This is a genomic window from Bradyrhizobium sp. BRP19, from assembly GCF_020194195.1.
Taxonomy (GTDB): Bacteria; Pseudomonadota; Alphaproteobacteria; order Rhizobiales; family Xanthobacteraceae; genus Bradyrhizobium; species Bradyrhizobium yuanmingense.
The window spans coordinates 103,208-118,261 of the sequence record NZ_JADYVZ010000014.1 but is presented as its reverse complement, the minus strand read 5'-3'; the positions used below and the strand labels follow the sequence as shown (position 1 = coordinate 118,261).

Genomic DNA, 15,054 nt, shown 5'->3' with positions numbered 1-15,054 from the left:
AACCCGGCCGATCACCCGTCCTTTGCGCCCGGAGTTTATCCCCGGACGGGAAGCGGCTCCAAGCGCGTAAAAATAGTCAGGGGGTGCTGCAAAGTTATGTGACTTATGACACACTTCTCCGGCGCTGTTTTACGCGATCCTGAAGTTGATGGTTTCAAGCGATTTGCCAAGACGATTTGCCAAGAGACGATGACCAGGACGTTCACAAGGACATTGACATGAGCAAGCAGGCCGAATTTGCGGTCATCCTGAAGATGAATCCGATGTTCGCCGATCTTGGCGCAGACGAGCTCCAGCGGCTGTCTAATCTCTGCCACACCCAGCATTTGGCCAGCGGCGAGGTGCTGTTCCAGAAGGGCGATCCCGGCAATGCGCTGTTCGGCGTGCGCCGCGGCCAGGTCCGCATCGAGACCGGCGCCGCCGACGGTAGCCGGCTGACGCTGAACTTCATGGGGCCGGGCGACCTGTTCGGCGAGGTCGCGGTGCTGGACGGCCAGAACCGGACGGCGGACGCGACCGCGGGCGAGGCCAGCGAATTGTTCGTGCTGCGGCGCGAAGACTTCCTCGGCTTCCTCGAGCGCGAGCCCAAGGTCGCGATCAAAATCATCGCGCTGCTGTGCCAGCGCATCCGCTGGCAGAGCGAGCGCATGGAAGAATCCATGCTGCAGCCGCTGCCGGTGCGGCTGGCGCGGCGGCTCTGCGCGCTCGCCGCCGATTTCGGTTCCGAGGTCCACATCTCGCAGGAGCAACTCGGCGTCTTCGTCGGCGCCGCCCGCGAAAGCGTCAACCGCCAGCTCCAGGCCTGGCGCAAGGAGGCGATCCTCGATCTCCAGCGCGGCCGGATCCTGCTGCGGAACATGACCAAGCTGACCGCGATCGCGCGGAACGAGTAGGGCGAGCAGTTTCACTCTTGCTCGGCGGGTGGAGACAGATCGACGGCTAGATCCTCGGCGAGGAACGCCGCGTACCGCAGTGCCTCATCGATGTCCTCGCGCTCGAGATACCGATATTCATTGAGGATCGATTCGCGCGTCTCGCCGGCCGCCAGCAGGCCGAGCAGCCGCGCAACCGGAAAACGCAGCGCGCGAATGCAAGCTTTGCCAGTGCAGACGGCAGGGTCCATCGTGATGCGCGCGAAGGCCATGCCATAGGCTAGCGGACGCAAACGACTTGCGCCACCGTGGGCTTCCAAGCTGGCGTGGACCCTACTCCGCCGCGGGCCGTGCGACGCTCGTCACCGCCGGCCTGGCTTCCGCCTCCGCAGCCCCATGATGGTCCGTCTCCGCATCCTCGCTGTGCACGATCAGCCGCTTGGCGAAGCGCCAGATCAGGGCGCCGAAATCGTCCATCACCATGAACATCGCGGGCACGAACACCAGCGACAGGAGGGTCGAGAAGATCAGGCCGCCGATCACCGCGAGCGCCATCGGCGAGCGGAATTCGCCGCCGGCGCCGACGGCCAGGGCGCTCGGCATCATGCCCGCGGCCATCGCGATCGTGGTCATCACGATCGGACGGGCGCGCTTCATGCCGGCGTCGATCATGGCCTCCTCGCGCGGCGTGCCGGCCTTGATGGACTCGATGGCGAATTCCACCAGCATGATCGCGTTCTTGGTGACGATGCCCATCAGCATCAGGATGCCGATCCACACCGGCGTGGTGAGCTGCTTGCCGGTGACGAGCAGGGCCGCGATCGCGCCGCCGATCGAGAGCGGCAGCGAGAACAGGATGGTGATCGGCTGCAGGAAGGTGCCGAACAGCAGCACCAGCACCGCATAGACCATCATCAGCCCCGCCGTGATGGCGGTCGCAAAACCCTCGGACAATTCGTTCAGGCTTTCGGCATCGCCCGAGGGCGAGACCTTCACGCCCTTCGGCAGGGTCTTCATGACCGGCAGGTCGTAGATCTTCTTGGTGGCATCGCCGAGCGCGGCGGAGCCGACGAGGTCGGCGGCAACGGTCGCCTGCCGTTCGCGATCGTAGCGGCCGATGCTGGTCGGACCCTGGTCGAGCTTGACGTCGGCGATGACCGAAAGCGGCACGCCGCCCTTCTCGCCGCGCTCGCCGAGCGGCACGCGGAGCTGCTCCAGCGTCTTCAGATCGCCGCGGGCGGCGTCCTCGAGCTGCACGCGGATCGGCACCAGGCGGTCGCCGACGTCGAACTTGGCGAGTGCCGGTCCGACGTCGCCGATGGTGGCGACACGGATGGTCTGCGACAGGCTTTCGGTGGAGACGCCGAGCCGTGCGGCGAGATCGGCGCGCGGCTCGATGCGCAGTTCGGGGCGCTCCAGCGAAGTTTCTGAGATGACGTTGGCGATGGTGGGAATGCGCTTCATCTGCGTCGCAAGCTCGCTCGCGACGTTGTTGACGATGTTGGGGTCGACGCCGGTCACCACCAGCGAGATCGCGCGCAGGCCGTTCTCGTCCAGGAACCAGAAGCGGATATCGGGAACGTTCTCCAGCTCCTGGCTGATGGAGAATTCGAGCTCGCGCTGGGTGATGTCGCGGCTGTCCTTGGGCGTGTAATTGATGATCAGGGCGGCGCGGCGCACCTCCTGGGTGCCCGGCGGGACGCGGCCGCCGTCGACGAAGATGCTCTTGACCTCGGGCCGCTTGCGCAGGCGCGCGACGATGTCCTCGGTGACCTTCTCGGTGTAGGCGAGCTGGGTGCCCGGCGGCAGCTCGAGCGCAAGCAGCGAGCGCGCGCTGTCCTGGGCCGGCAGGAAGCCCTGCGGCAGCAGCGTGATGCTCCAGATCGAGGCGGCGAAGACGCCGAGGCCGATCAGCACCGTGACGAAATAGTGCTTCACCGACCAGGCCACGATGCGGTGATAGGAGCGCAGGATGAGGCCGGGCGGCGGCTCCTCGTGCGTGCTGTGCTTGAGGAAATAGGCGGCCAGCACCGGCGTGACGAAGCGCGCGGCGAGCAGCGAGAAGAACACCTGCACCGAGACTGTGATGCCGAACTGCTTGAAGAACTGTCCGGCAATGCCCGACATGAAGCTCGCAGGCGCGAAGATGGCGATGATGGTCAGCGAGATCGCGATGACGGCGAGGCCGATCTCGTCGGCGGCCTCGAGCGCGGCCCGGTAGGGCGACTTGCCCATGTTCATGTGCCGGACGATATTCTCGATCTCGACGATGGCATCGTCGACAAGAATGCCGGTCGAGAGCGTGATGGCGAGGAAGCTGACGAGGTTCAGCGAGAAGCCGAGCAGGTCCATCGCCCAGAACGCCGGGAAGATCGACAGCGGCAGCGAGATCGCGGCGATGATGGTGGCGCGCAGGTCGCGCAGGAACAAGAGCACGATGATCACGGCGAGGATCGCGCCTTCGAACAGGGTCGAGATCGCCGCGTGGTAATTGCCGTTGGTGTATTCGACCGAGGTGTCGATCACCTTCAGGTCGACGTCGGGATAGGCGGCTTTCAGCGCGTCGATGCGCTTCTGCACGGCCTCGGCGACCTTCACGTCGCTGGCGCCCTTGGAGCGCTTGATGCCGAGCGCGACCACCGGCTCGCCGTTGAAGCGGGCGAAGGTTCGGCGGTCGGCGATGGTGTCGGTGACGGTGCCGAGATCGTCGAGCCGGACCTCGCCGCCGCCGAACAGCGGGATCATGGTGCCGGCGAGATCGCCAAGCGTCTTGGCGCCGGCGAGCGTGCGGATCGCCTGATCGTTCTTGCCGATCTCGGCGCGGCCGCCGGCGACGTCGACATTGGTGCCGCGCAGGCTCTGGCTGACATTGACCGCGGTCAGGCCCATCGCCTGCAGGCGATCGGGATCCAGCGAGACCAGGATCTCGCGCTCGACGCCGCCGATGCGCTCGACCTGGGCGACGCCGCGCACGCCCTGCAGCGCGCGCTTGACCACGTCGTCGACGAAATAGGAGAGCTGCTCCGGCGTCTTGCCGGGCGAGATCGCGGCATAAGTCACGATCGGCAGGCCGATGACGTCGACGCGCTGGATCAGCGGCTCGGTGACGTTCTGCGGCAGGTTGGAGCGCACGCGCGTCACCGCGTCCTTGACGTCGTTGAGCGCGCGGTCGGTGTTGGTCTCGAGCGCGAACTGGATCGTGGTGACCGACAGGCCATCGGTGATCGACGAGGTGATGTGCCTGACGCCCTCGACGCCGGAGACCGCGTCTTCAACCGTCTTGGTGACCTGGGATTCCAGTTCGGCCGGTGCGGCGCCGAACTGCGACACCGCCACCGAGATCACGGGGATGTCGGCCGAGGGCAGCCGTGTGATCGCAAGCTTGGTGAAGGACACCCAGCCCAGCACCAGCAGGATGATGGAGAAGACGACCGACGGCAGCGGATTACGGATCGACCATGCCGAGATATTGAGAGCCATCAGCGTACCCGCGTGCGATCGAGTTCATCGGCGAACATGGTCTTGATCTGGTCGCCGTCATGGAGCGAAGAGCCGGCGTCGGCCACGACGATTTCGCCGACCTGCAGCCCTTCCAGGATTTCCGTCGCGCTGTCGGACGACAATCCGACCCGCACCTTGCGTGTCTCGACGACATTGCCCTTGACGACCTGCACCGTGAGGTGATCGATCGCGGTCTTCGGGATCGAGACGCCGCAGCTTCGCTTGGCGTCGATCGAGGCGCGAGCGAACACGCCGACCTTGAGCGAGGGGTTGTTGGCGACGCTGATGCGGACCCGCCCGAGTTGCGTGGCGCGGTCGATCTCGGGTGCAACCAGCCGGACCCGCCCGATCAGGTCGGGCGCATCGTCGCGGCTGATGCGCACGGTGGCGCCGGAGGTGAGCTTGGACATGTGCACCGCCGGGACCTGGGCGTCGAGCTCGATCTCGTTGTTGACGGCGATGCGGAACATCGGACCGGCCTGCGGCGAGGCCGGCGCGCCGACGATGGTGCGGACTTCGGTGACAAGGCCCGGCGCGGGGGCTTTCAGCGAGATCGGGCCTTGCGGGCCGGGCCGCTGCGGCTGGCCCGGAATCTGCGGCGGCGCGGTCAGGCGCGCCAGCTCCTGATTGTCGGCGACAATCGTGCCCTCGGTGACCAGGAGGTCGGTGACCCTGGAGCCTTCCTGATCGGCAACGACCACCGCCTCGCGGCGCGGTACGAAGAAGCCGGTCACCCGCACCAGATCGGAGAAGCAGGCATTGGTTGACTTCGTCACGATGACGAGCGCCTCGCTTTGCGTCTCCTTCGGCTCGGGACGCTTGCGATGCTCGAACAGATAATAGCCGATGCCGAGCGCGGCGACGAACAGCACGGTTCCGGCCGGCTTGAGGTATTCAGTCAAATTCATCGCCGGATCATCCTGACCTGGCTCACGGCCATCCGCGCGAGGCCCAAACGGAGCGCTTTTCTGACATGAAGCGGCGTCCCGCAAGGCTGCGGGACGCGCTTTGGAAACGAGACCTTACACGACATCACGACTTGTCACTGGCAATGGATTCGTCGTGCTCACTTCGATGCGGTGGTCTTGTTTTCCATGTTGACGACCTGCACGCGCCGGTTGGCCTCCGCCAGCGGCTGGTTCGGGTCCTTGAGCTTGCTCTTGCCGTAGCCGACGGTGACGAGATCGGTCGCGGAGATGCTGTACTTCTCGACCAGGTAGCGCTTGATCGAATCGGCGCGACGCTCCGAGAGGTCCTGGTTGTAGGCTTCGCCGCCGGCGGCGTCGGTATGACCGGCGACCACGAAGGTCGAGCCCTTCAGATCCGGGCTGGTCAAGGCGCGGCCGAGCGCCTGCACCGAGGGCAGCGACTTGGCGCTGATATTGGCGGAGTTGTAGTCGAACGTGATCTCGAGATCGATGTTCGGCTTGTCCTTGGCGGCCAAGGCGATTTCCTCGCGCTCGGTCGACGACAGCGAACGCGTCGAGCGGCCGCGCACCGACTGGATCAGCTTGGAGTCGGTCGCGCTCGGTGCAGGGGCGGTCTGCGGACCGATCGAGAGGCCGCGCGTCAAGGGCTTCTTCGGCGCCGGCGCCAGCGCGCGGACGATCTCGTCCTCGGTGATATTCTTGCTGTTGCCGTCATCGCCCGCATATGCGGCCGAGGTCGGCAGCGACAGCGCGGCGCCGACGGTGATGATGGACAGAATCGCGGTAAGCCAATTTGCAGCCGATCTCATTCCCAGTCCCTCCTGCGCAGCCAGCTCACGTGCTCTCAAAATTCAAGCAACACGCCCCCGAAAAAGCCTGTTGCGGCATCCGCCCATTGGTCTTCCCAGGGCTGTTCAAGGTTCGAGCCTTGGACGGGGGCCCGACTCAAAAAAATACTAGCGCACTCCGTAGCTTGCGAATTCCTGAACGATGTTCGGATCCATCGCCTTGGCATTGGCGATGTCCAGCGCCCCCTCCTGGGCCGAGCCGTTGCGTTGCTTGGCAAGGCCGCGTCCGTAGAGCGAGGACGTCAGGCGCGGGTTGATCTTCAGGGCCGCGTCGAAATCGGCGATCGCATTCTTCACCGCGCCCGACTTGAGATTGACAAGCCCGCGGCTGTCCAGTGCATCGACGAAGTTCGGCCGCAGCCGCAGCGCCTCGTTGCAATCCTTCAGCGCGGCCTGGAGGTCGCCGACCACGGTGCGGGTCCAGCAGCGGTTGTTGAGGGCCTCGACGTCCTTCGAATTGATCCGGAGGGTGTCGTCGAAATCCTTGATGGCGAGGCTGTAGGCGCCCTTGCTGGCATAAACCTGGCCGCGGCGGTACAGCGCGTTCACGTCGTCAGGGTTGGCGGCAATCTTGGCAGTCAGGCTCTTGATCGTGGGATCGTCAGCCAGGGCGGCAGCGCTCGGCCCACCGTCCGTGCTCGGCGCAGGAACGGGATCAACCGGCTTCACCGGCGGTGGCGGCGGGGGCAGGGCGGCCTCGATCTGCGGCCTCGGGGTGGGAGCAGGCGCGGGCGCCGGTGCCGGCGCCGCGACTGGAGCCGCAGGTGGCGGAGGCGCAGGAGCGGGAGCTGCAGCCGCGCTGTCGGCCGGCTTCGGCGGCGGCGGTGGTGTCGGCGGTGCGGGAGGGGCGGGCGGCGGGTTGTTGGCGACGACGGCCGGCGCGGCGGGAGGCGCGGGCGGCGGCGTTGCCGGACGCGATCCGCCGGCGCCCGGAATGAACGAGAAATCTTCGGCCAATGACGAGGAAATCCACGGCACCTGCTCGCCGCGCGAGGCGCGGGTGACGCCCATCTTGGTGCGGTTCAGCGTCTCCTCGGCCATCAGGTCGGGAACGCGGATTTCCTTCAGCAGCTCCTGGACGAACAGGCTGCGGTCGCCGCCGGCGTCCGAAACCACCGAGGCCAGCGCCGCCGAGTACATCACCAGCGTGCCGTTCGGGGCGATCACCGGGGTCAGGCCCGCTGAGAAGCTGCGGAACCGGCGCTCGAACGGGTTGCGCCTGGACGCATCGACCAGCGCGATCTTGACGCCGGCGCCGCGGGTGTTGAGCTCGCCGAGGACCGTCTCGAGGCTGAAGCCATCGCGGCGCACGTCGGACTCGGTCCAGATCTGCGCATCCACCGGCAGCAAATAGCTCTGGCGCGCGGACTGGATGCCGAAACCTGAGAAGAACACCAGCGCGACCGAGCCCGGCTTGATCTTACCGTAGAGCTTGTCGAAGGCGCGGCGCATGGCGTCGCCGGTCAGATTCTCGCCGAGTTCGACCGAAAAGCCGTCGCGCTTGAGCTCGTCGGCGACGGCGCGCGCATCGTTGATCGGTTCCTTCAGCGGGGCATCCGCATCCGGATATTTGGCGTTGCCGATGACCAGCGCAAAACGGTCGCCGGCCGCAAGCGAGGGGGCCGTCGGGACGAGCGAGATCAGCAAGGGCAGAAGAAAAAAGAAGCGAATTTTCATAATCAGCGCGGTCCAGCCAAAAGGCGCCGTTCCAGCTTGCGCCGCGGCGACCTTAACTTACGCTTACCTCATTATCAAACCGGGGACGGAGGGCGTCAACCGCCTGGAGATTCGACCTTATCCCGATGATGGACCGCAGCGGATGGGCATGCCGCGAGAGGAATGGTTGTCATGACGGTCCTCGGTACCTCGATGCTGTCGGCGGACCTTAGCGCAGCCAGGGCGGGTGAAGACGTGATCGATCTCACATTGCAGCCTCGCCTCCGGGTTTGACCTTTCCTGCCGGTGGTGGCTTGGTGTGCGCGATCGTCCAAGATCCAACTCTAAAAAAAGCGAGCCCATGGGAAACGTCTACGAGATCTACGCCCTGCGCTATGCGACGATGTCGCCGCGCACCCCCCACATGAACTTCCTCCTGCCCGACCCGCATGACAGCGCGGCGCAGGACCTCGATTATTTCGTCTGGCTGATTCGAGGGCACGGCCGCGACATTCTGGTCGATACCGGCTTCAACGCCGAGGAGGCGAGCGCGCGGGCGCGCAAGCTCACGCTCAATCCCGTCGATGCGCTGGAGCGTTTCGGCGTCGCGGCGTCAGCCATTCGTGACGTCATCGTGACACATCTGCATTACGACCATGCCGGCAATCTCGACCGCTTTCCCAACGCGCGCTTCCATCTGCAGGAGCGCGAGATGGCCTACGCGACCGGACGCTGCATGTGCAACGGCCTGCTGCGCCACCCGTTCTCGGTCGAGCATGTGACGCTGATGGTGCGCCACGTCTATGGCGAGCGCGTCACCTTCTATTCCGGCGATGGCGAGGTTGCTCCCGGCGTGACCGTGCACCGCGTCGGCGGCCATTCCGACGGCTTGCAGGTGGTGAAGGTCGAGACCGCGCGCGGCGCCGTGGTGCTGGCCTCCGATGCCGCGCATTATTACGCCAATCTGCAGCGCAAGAGCCCGTTCCCGATCGTTTATAATGTCGGCGACATGGCGCAAGGCTGGGACACGATCGAGCGCCTCGCCGGTCATCCCGACAGGTTCATCCCCGGCCACGATCCGATCGTGACCGAGATCTATCCGCGCGCCAGCGATGAGGTCGATGCCTGGGCGCTGCATCTGCCGCCGTCGCGGTCGTTTGTAAAGTGACACCGTAGCGTCATTCCGGGGCGCGCGAAGCGCGAACCCGGAATCCATCTGTCGACGCAGCTGATGTCGCGATGGATTCCGGGCTCACCGCTGCGCGGCGCCCCGGAATGACAGCGGTGGCTAATACGCCTGCTTCGCATCCGCCTCTTCGCTGGTCTGGATCAGATCGAGGCTCTGCTCGATCTTGCCGAGCAGGGCCGAGAGCTGCTTGCGCTCCTGCGCCGAGAGGCAGGCGAGGATCTCGTCCTCTCGCCGCAGCAATTGCGGGAACAGCTCCTCGTAGAGTTCGTCGGATGGGTTGAGACGGGAGGCGGGCGCGATGTCAACGAGCACCGGCAGGATCCCCGCAAGCAACGATATCGTGGGGAGATTTTCGAGCCGCTAGCTCCGGAGGAGAGAATACCGCCAGGTATCCTCCGCCCCCTGCGAGCTTATATGTGGCGATCTCGCGATAGTCGACGGCGGTCAACTCGCAGCGCAAGAGCTCAATTGGCGTGCCATGCTTCGACGTCGGAAGCTCAAGATCGACAATTCCGACCCGCGCACCTTGCTTCAAGGCGGACGCAAGATTGTAGAGAAAGGCATAGGGTTGGGCTATCTCGTGATACATATGCACAAGGATTGCGGCGTCCAGCGAGGAAGCGGGCAGACGCGGGTCGTGTGGTTCGCCGAGCGCGAATTGCACGTTTGTCAACTTCAGAAGTTTTGTTCGCCTGGCGAGTTCGACGAGGTAATCCCGCGTGACGTCCTGGGCAACGACAGAGCCGGCGGATCCGACGAGGTGCGAGAGCCTGACCGTGTGGTAGCCACTGCCTGCTCCAATGTCGCCGACAGTCATCCCTGGTTTCAGTTCAAGAGCGCGTGCGATTTGGCCGGCCTCATTGAGGGCGTCGCGGCGCTCTTCGGCGGAGCGGCGCGGGCTGACGATCCGTGCGACAGGACGCTGCGGTGAGGGAAACTCGTTTGCCGCGACTCCAGGGGGAGCCAGATAACCTATGTCAGCGGCGTATGCGCGAGTTGCGGCAAACGCCACAAGGAGCATCGCTATATACCTCGCTGCCGTCACGGTCCTACCAAGTTTTCTCAACCGGGCTCCCAAAAGCTGACGTCTGCGCCTTATGGGTGGGCGCCCTAATACGCCTGCTTCGCATCCGCCTCTTCGCTGGTCTGGATCAGATCGAGGCTCTGCTCGATCTTGCCGAGCAGGGCCGAGAGCTGCTTGCGCTCCTGCGCCGAGAGGCAGGCGAGGATCTCGTCCTCTCGCCGCAGCAATTGCGGGAACAGCTCCTCGTAGAGCGCGCGGCCCTTCCTGGTCAGTTGCAGGCGGAATTCGCGGCGGTCGGCTTCGTTCTCGACCCGCTCGATCAGGCCGTCGCTGAGCAGCGCCGTCACTGCGCGGCTGATGGTGGATTTGTGCGTGCGGGTGCATTGCGAAATGTATTGCGCGCTGCAGGCATCATTGCGGAAGCCGAGCGTGGCGATGACGCGCCAGGCCGGAATGTCGAGGCCGTGGCGTTCCTGATACTCGACCGACAGCGCGGAACTGACCTCCGCGGCGAGCCGATTGAGGCGGAACGGCACGAACTTGAACAAATCGAGCCGCAGCTTTGGCCTCGCCGACGCCTCGTCGGCCGCGCGCGCCTTGAGCGCGATGTCGCTGGATGTCCTCGCCAAGGAGAGCGCCTCCGAATTCCAGTTGACGGCCGGCCGGCTCCGGTCCAAAATAGTTGCACGTGAGACTATCTAGCAGATCGATCCTGTCCTGACCAGAGCCGAGGTTCGTGTATGGCGCCGGCCAATACCCCTCACGCCGAGACCGCTCAAGCTAAGACCGCTCAAGCCAAGACCCAGTTCGGCTACCGCCGTCACCCCGATCAGGACCGCCCCGGCTCGAGCCCCGCGGCGCATCCGGTCGTGATCGTCGGCGCGGGCCCGGTCGGGCTGTCGCTGGCGATCGATCTTGCCCAGCGCGGCCAGCGCGTCGTGCTGCTGGATGATGCCGACCGCATCGGCGAGGGCTCGCGCGCGATCTGCTTCTCGAAACGGTCGCTGGAATATTGGGACCGGCTCGGCGTCGGCGACCGCATGGTCGAGAAGGGCGTGGTGTGGAGTGTGGGGCGGATCTTCCATGGCGAGTCGCAGCTCTACCAGTTCAATCTCCTGCCCGAAGACGGTCACAAGCGGCCGGCCTTCATCAATCTCCAGCAATATTACGCCGAGGCCTATCTGGTTGATCGCATCAACGAGCTGCCGGAGATCGACCTGCGCTGGCGCAACAAGGTGACAGCGCTCGAGCAGCGCAACGAATCCGCGCTGCTGACGATCGAGACGCCCGAGGGCGCCTACCGCCTGAATGCGCGCTATGTCGTCGCCTGCGACGGCGCGCGCTCCTCGCTGCGGCAGATGGTCGGGGCGGAATTCGCCGGCCAGGTCTTCGAGGATCAGTTCCTGATCGCCGACGTCAAGATGACCGCGGAATTTCCGACCGAGCGCTGGTTCTGGTTCGATCCGCCGTTCCATGCCGGGCGTTCGGCGCTGCTGCACCGGCAGCCCGACGATGTCTGGCGCATCGATCTCCAGCTCAATCGCTATGCCGATCCGGTCCTCGAGAAGAAGCCGGAAAACGTGCGGCCGCGGATCGCGCGCATGCTCGGCCATGACAAGTTCGAGTTCGAGTGGATTTCGCTCTACAAATTCCAGTGCCGGCGGATGGACCGCTTCATCCATGGCCGCGTGATCTTCGCCGGCGATTCCGCGCACCAGGTCTCGCCCTTCGGTGCGCGTGGCGCGAACTCGGGACTCGAAGACGCGGAGAATCTGTCCTGGAAGCTCGACCGCGTGCTGCGCGGCAAATCGCCTGCGAGCCTGCTGGAGAGCTACCACCTCGAGCGCAGCATGGCGGCCGACGAGAACATCCGCGAATCCACCCGCTCGACCGACTTCATGGCACCGAACTCGCATCAGGAGGCGCGGTTGCGCAAGGCGGTGCTGTCGCTGGCCAAGGAAACCGAGTTCGGCAAGCGCATGGTCAATGGCGGTCGGCTGTCGGTGCCGTGCAGCTACGATACGCCGCTGTCCTCGCTTGATGCGGATACGTGGCGCGGTGGACCGCCGCCCGGCGGTTCGATGCTCGACGCGCCCGCCGCAACGTCCGCCGGCGAGCCGATCTATCTGACGGATGCCTTCCGCAAGGGTGGAACGGATTTCACCTTGCTGTCGTTCAGCAATGGCGCGCCGATCGATGCGCCTGATGGTATCAAGGGCATCCGCATTGGCGCCGACGGTGAATTTGCCGATCCCTCGGGCCTGGTCGCAAAGCGCTACGGCGCCGTGCCGGGTGCCGCCTACCTGCTGAGGCCCGACGGTTATGTCGCGGCGCGCTTCCGTCATCCGACGCGTTCGGCGATCGCGGCGGCGCTGGCGCGAGCCGAAGGTTTGTATTGAGGTCTGGCATGCCGCTCTCCACCAGTTCGAACTTCGCGCGCCCTGACGATGCGTTCCGCGCCATCGTCGAGGCGCATCGCGGCCTGACCGAGGAGCAGAGCGCCGATTTCGACGCGGCGTTGGTGCTCATCCTCGCCAACCATATCGGCGACATCGACGTGCTGCGGGAGGCGATCGGACTCGCCAAGCGCCGCATGATCGACGGCCAGCAGCAGCAACAGCAACAACAATAACCCTGACCTGAAGGACGAATTGATGGCGAAGAACTTCGCATCCACCGGCGATCTCGCCGAGAAGAAGATCACCTTCTCCGAGATCGGCACCGATCTCTATGCCTTCACCGCCGAGGGCGATCCCAACACCGGCGTGATCGTCGGCGACGATGGCTGCCTCGTGTTCGACGCGCAGGCGACGCCGGCCATGGCGAACAAGGTGATCGAGCGGGTCCGCACGGTGACCGACAAGCCGATCAAATATGTCGTGCTGTCGCATTATCACGCCGTGCGCGTGCTGGGCGCCTCCGCCTATCACGCCCAAGGTATCGTCGCCTCGCAGGAGACTCATCGGCTGATTGCGGAGCGCGGCCAGCAGGATTGGGATTCCGAGTACGGCCGCTTTCCGCGCCTGTTCCAGGATGCGGAGAGCATTCCCGGCCTGACCTGGCCGACGCTGACCTTCGAAGGCGAGATGACGATCTATCTCGGCAAGCGCGAGGTGCGCCTGATGCAGCTCGGCGCCGGCCACACCTCGGGCGACATCGTCGGCTGGGTGCCGGATGCGGAGGTGATGTTCTCGGGCGACCTCATCGAATATCACTCGGCCTGTTATTGCGGCGATGCGCATTTGCGCGAATGGCCGATGACGCTGAACGAGATCCGCAACTTCAATCCGAAGGCGATCGCGCCGGGCCGCGGCGATGCGCTGAAGGGCACCGCCACGGTGCGCGAGGCCATCGCGATGACGCGCGACTTCGTCAACTCGCTCTATGGCGCGGCCGAAATCTCGGTCGCCAGGGGCCGCAGCTTAAAGGAATCGATGGCGGCGACGCGCGAGGTGATGGATCCGAAATTCTCGAGCTTTGCCATTTACGAGCACTGCCTGCCGTTCAACGTGTCGCGCGCCTACGACGAAGCATCCGGTATCGACGACCCCGTGATCTGGACCGACAAGCGCGACCAGGAAATGTGGGCCGCTTTGCAAGGAGGAGGATAGTCATGAACATCAATACCTCGCCTGATCAGATCATCCGCAGCTCGGCCCAGGTGACGCCGGGCTACATGTCCGGCTTCGGCAACTCTTTCGAGACCGAGGCGCTGCCGGGCGCGCTGCCGATCGGGCGCAACTCGCCGCAGCGCTGCGCCTACGGACTCTATGCCGAGCAGCTCTCGGGCTCGCCCTTCACCGCGCCGCGCGGCAGCAATGAGCGCTCCTGGCTCTACCGCATCCGCCCCTCAGTGAAGCATTCCGGCCGCTTCGAGAAGGTCGACGCCGGGCTGTGGCGTTCGGCGCCGTGCCATGAATACGACCTGCCGATCGCGCAGCTGCGCTGGGATCCGACGCCGCTGCCGAAGGAGGAGGTCACCTTCATTCAGGGCGTGCAGACCATGACGACGGCGGGGGATGTGAATACGCAGGCCGGCATGGCCGCGCATGTCTACCTCATCACCAAGTCGATGGTGGATCAGCATTTCTACGATGCCGACGGCGAGCTGATGTTCGTGCTCCAGCAGGGCAATCTGCGCCTTGTCACCGAGTTCGGCCGTATCGATGCCGAGCCTGGCGAGATCGTGGTGATCCCGCGCGGCGTCAAGTTCCGCGTCGAGATTCCGAACGGCCCGGCGCGCGGCTATCTCTGCGAAAATTATGGCGGCGCCTTCACGCTGCCGGAGCGCGGGCCGATTGGCGCCAATTGCCTCGCCAATGCGCGTGACTTCCTGACGCCGGTGGCAAACTACGAGGACAAGGACACGCCGACCGAGCTCTACGTGAAATGGGGCGGCTCGCTGTTCAAGACCACGTTGCCGCATTCGCCGATCGACGTCGTGGCCTGGCACGGCAATTACGCGCCGTACAAGTATGATCTGCGTACCTTCTCTCCCGTCGGCGCGATCGGCTTCGACCATCCCGATCCCTCGATCTTCACGGTGTTGACCTCGCCGTCGGAGACGGCGGGCACCGCGAATATCGACTTCGTGATCTTCCCGGAGCGCTGGATGGTCGCGGAAAATACCTTCCGGCCGCCCTGGTATCACATGAACATCATGAGCGAGTTCATGGGCCTGATCTACGGCGTCTACGACGCCAAGCCGCAGGGCTTCGTCCCCGGCGGCATCTCGCTGCACAATTGCATGCTGCCGCACGGCCCCGACCGCGACGCCTTCGAGCACGCCAGCAACGGCGAATTGAAGCCGGTGAAGCTGACCGGCACCATGGCCTTCATGTTCGAGACCCGCTACCCGCAGCGCGTCACCGCGCATGCGGCGAACGCCGCCACGCTCCAGGCCGATTACGCGGATTGTTGGAAGGGGTTGGAGAAGCGGTTCGATCCGGGCAAGCCGTAGTTACTTGGTCATTCCGGGATGCGCCGAAGGCGCAGGCCCGGAATCCATAACCACGATTGTGAATATGGATTCCGG

Annotated in this window: 13 protein-coding genes and 1 pseudogene; 6 read left to right on the top strand and 8 right to left on the bottom strand. The window is 65.0% G+C overall.

What is annotated here, in order from left to right; genetic code table 11:
- The first annotated feature begins 218 nt into the window (after positions 1-218).
- A complete protein-coding gene (locus I6F36_RS30465) occupies positions 219-893 on the top strand; it encodes a Crp/Fnr family transcriptional regulator (protein ID WP_036044931.1) in 675 nt (224 codons plus the stop codon).
- 11 nt (positions 894-904) lie between these two features.
- On the opposite strand, the gene I6F36_RS30460 is transcribed toward I6F36_RS30465, so the two are convergent.
- From I6F36_RS30460 to I6F36_RS30440, 5 genes are all read right to left on the bottom strand, one after another.
- Positions 905-1,144, bottom strand: coding sequence for a DUF433 domain-containing protein (locus tag I6F36_RS30460; RefSeq protein ID WP_225145547.1), 240 nt, complete (start codon positions 1,142-1,144; stop codon positions 905-907).
- Positions 1,145-1,205: 61 nt separating this feature from the next.
- Positions 1,206-4,352: an efflux RND transporter permease subunit gene (locus I6F36_RS30455; protein WP_109141777.1), complete on the bottom strand. Its 3,147-nt coding sequence runs from the start codon at positions 4,350-4,352 to the stop codon at positions 1,206-1,208.
- Positions 4,352-5,281, bottom strand: a complete 930-nt coding sequence (locus I6F36_RS30450) for an efflux RND transporter periplasmic adaptor subunit (protein ID WP_036015974.1) — start codon at positions 5,279-5,281, stop codon at positions 4,352-4,354. The genes I6F36_RS30455 and I6F36_RS30450 overlap by 1 nt, the downstream gene beginning before the upstream one ends.
- A gap of 158 nt (positions 5,282-5,439) precedes the next feature.
- Complete coding sequence (locus tag I6F36_RS30445) at positions 5,440-6,111, bottom strand: OmpA family protein (RefSeq protein WP_225137381.1); 672 nt, start codon at positions 6,109-6,111, stop codon at positions 5,440-5,442.
- A 147-nt stretch (positions 6,112-6,258) separates the two neighbouring features.
- Positions 6,259-7,827, bottom strand: coding sequence for a caspase family protein (locus I6F36_RS30440; protein ID WP_074448076.1), 1,569 nt, complete (start codon positions 7,825-7,827; stop codon positions 6,259-6,261).
- Between the two features lie 340 nt (positions 7,828-8,167).
- On the opposite strand from I6F36_RS30440, the gene I6F36_RS30435 reads away from it, so the two are divergent.
- Positions 8,168-8,974 (top strand): N-acyl homoserine lactonase family protein, encoded by an 807-nt coding sequence (locus I6F36_RS30435; protein ID WP_036015983.1) that lies wholly within the window; start codon positions 8,168-8,170, stop codon positions 8,972-8,974.
- Positions 8,975-9,094: 120 nt separating this feature from the next.
- On the opposite strand, the pseudogene I6F36_RS30430 reads toward I6F36_RS30435, so the two are convergent.
- The 3 genes and pseudogenes from I6F36_RS30430 to I6F36_RS30420 form a co-directional block, all read right to left on the bottom strand.
- Positions 9,095-9,259, bottom strand: a pseudogene (locus I6F36_RS30430) (MarR family transcriptional regulator); the annotation flags it as partial.
- A 37-nt stretch (positions 9,260-9,296) separates the two neighbouring features.
- On the bottom strand, positions 9,297-10,016 hold the full coding sequence (locus I6F36_RS30425; RefSeq protein ID WP_036016344.1) for a class I SAM-dependent methyltransferase: 720 nt from the start codon (positions 10,014-10,016) through the stop codon (positions 9,297-9,299).
- A gap of 89 nt (positions 10,017-10,105) precedes the next feature.
- Positions 10,106-10,648, bottom strand: coding sequence for a MarR family winged helix-turn-helix transcriptional regulator (locus tag I6F36_RS30420; RefSeq protein WP_225129953.1), 543 nt, complete (start codon positions 10,646-10,648; stop codon positions 10,106-10,108).
- A gap of 111 nt (positions 10,649-10,759) precedes the next feature.
- Here I6F36_RS30420 and I6F36_RS30415 point away from each other — a divergent pair, with 111 nt between their 5' ends.
- From I6F36_RS30415 to hmgA, 4 genes are read left to right on the top strand one after another with little or no spacing between them, the layout of a single operon-like run.
- Complete coding sequence (locus tag I6F36_RS30415) at positions 10,760-12,418, top strand: FAD-dependent oxidoreductase (RefSeq protein ID WP_225172777.1); 1,659 nt, start codon at positions 10,760-10,762, stop codon at positions 12,416-12,418.
- 8 nt (positions 12,419-12,426) lie between these two features.
- Entirely contained in the window at positions 12,427-12,651 is a 225-nt protein-coding gene (locus I6F36_RS30410) for a DUF2783 domain-containing protein (RefSeq protein WP_025032749.1), read from the top strand.
- 22 nt (positions 12,652-12,673) lie between these two features.
- Positions 12,674-13,630: an MBL fold metallo-hydrolase gene (locus tag I6F36_RS30405; RefSeq protein ID WP_225172776.1), complete on the top strand. Its 957-nt coding sequence runs from the start codon at positions 12,674-12,676 to the stop codon at positions 13,628-13,630.
- Positions 13,631-13,632: 2 nt separating this feature from the next.
- Positions 13,633-14,979, top strand: coding sequence for a homogentisate 1,2-dioxygenase (hmgA, locus tag I6F36_RS30400; protein ID WP_036016113.1), 1,347 nt, complete (start codon positions 13,633-13,635; stop codon positions 14,977-14,979).
- Positions 14,980-15,054 lie beyond the last annotated feature (75 nt).

Bases quoted from the DNA above. Each gene is read 5' to 3' on its own strand.
- I6F36_RS30445 (WP_225137381.1), bottom strand. From the start codon at position 6,111: ATGAGATCGGCTGCAAATTGGCTTACCGCGATTCTGTCCATCATCACC.
- I6F36_RS30465 (WP_036044931.1), top strand. From the start codon at position 219: ATGAGCAAGCAGGCCGAATTTGCGGTCATCCTGAAGATGAATCCGATG.
- I6F36_RS30410 (WP_025032749.1), top strand. From the start codon at position 12,427: ATGCCGCTCTCCACCAGTTCGAACTTCGCGCGCCCTGACGATGCGTTC.
- I6F36_RS30425 (WP_036016344.1), bottom strand. From the start codon at position 10,016: ATGCTCCTTGTGGCGTTTGCCGCAACTCGCGCATACGCCGCTGACATA.
- I6F36_RS30440 (WP_074448076.1), bottom strand. From the start codon at position 7,827: ATGAAAATTCGCTTCTTTTTTCTTCTGCCCTTGCTGATCTCGCTCGTC.
- I6F36_RS30460 (WP_225145547.1), bottom strand. From the start codon at position 1,144: ATGGCCTTCGCGCGCATCACGATGGACCCTGCCGTCTGCACTGGCAAA.
- I6F36_RS30435 (WP_036015983.1), top strand. From the start codon at position 8,168: ATGGGAAACGTCTACGAGATCTACGCCCTGCGCTATGCGACGATGTCG.
- I6F36_RS30405 (WP_225172776.1), top strand. From the start codon at position 12,674: ATGGCGAAGAACTTCGCATCCACCGGCGATCTCGCCGAGAAGAAGATC.
- hmgA (WP_036016113.1), top strand. From the start codon at position 13,633: ATGAACATCAATACCTCGCCTGATCAGATCATCCGCAGCTCGGCCCAG.
- I6F36_RS30455 (WP_109141777.1), bottom strand. From the start codon at position 4,352: ATGGCTCTCAATATCTCGGCATGGTCGATCCGTAATCCGCTGCCGTCG.
- I6F36_RS30415 (WP_225172777.1), top strand. From the start codon at position 10,760: ATGGCGCCGGCCAATACCCCTCACGCCGAGACCGCTCAAGCTAAGACC.
- I6F36_RS30450 (WP_036015974.1), bottom strand. From the start codon at position 5,281: ATGAATTTGACTGAATACCTCAAGCCGGCCGGAACCGTGCTGTTCGTC.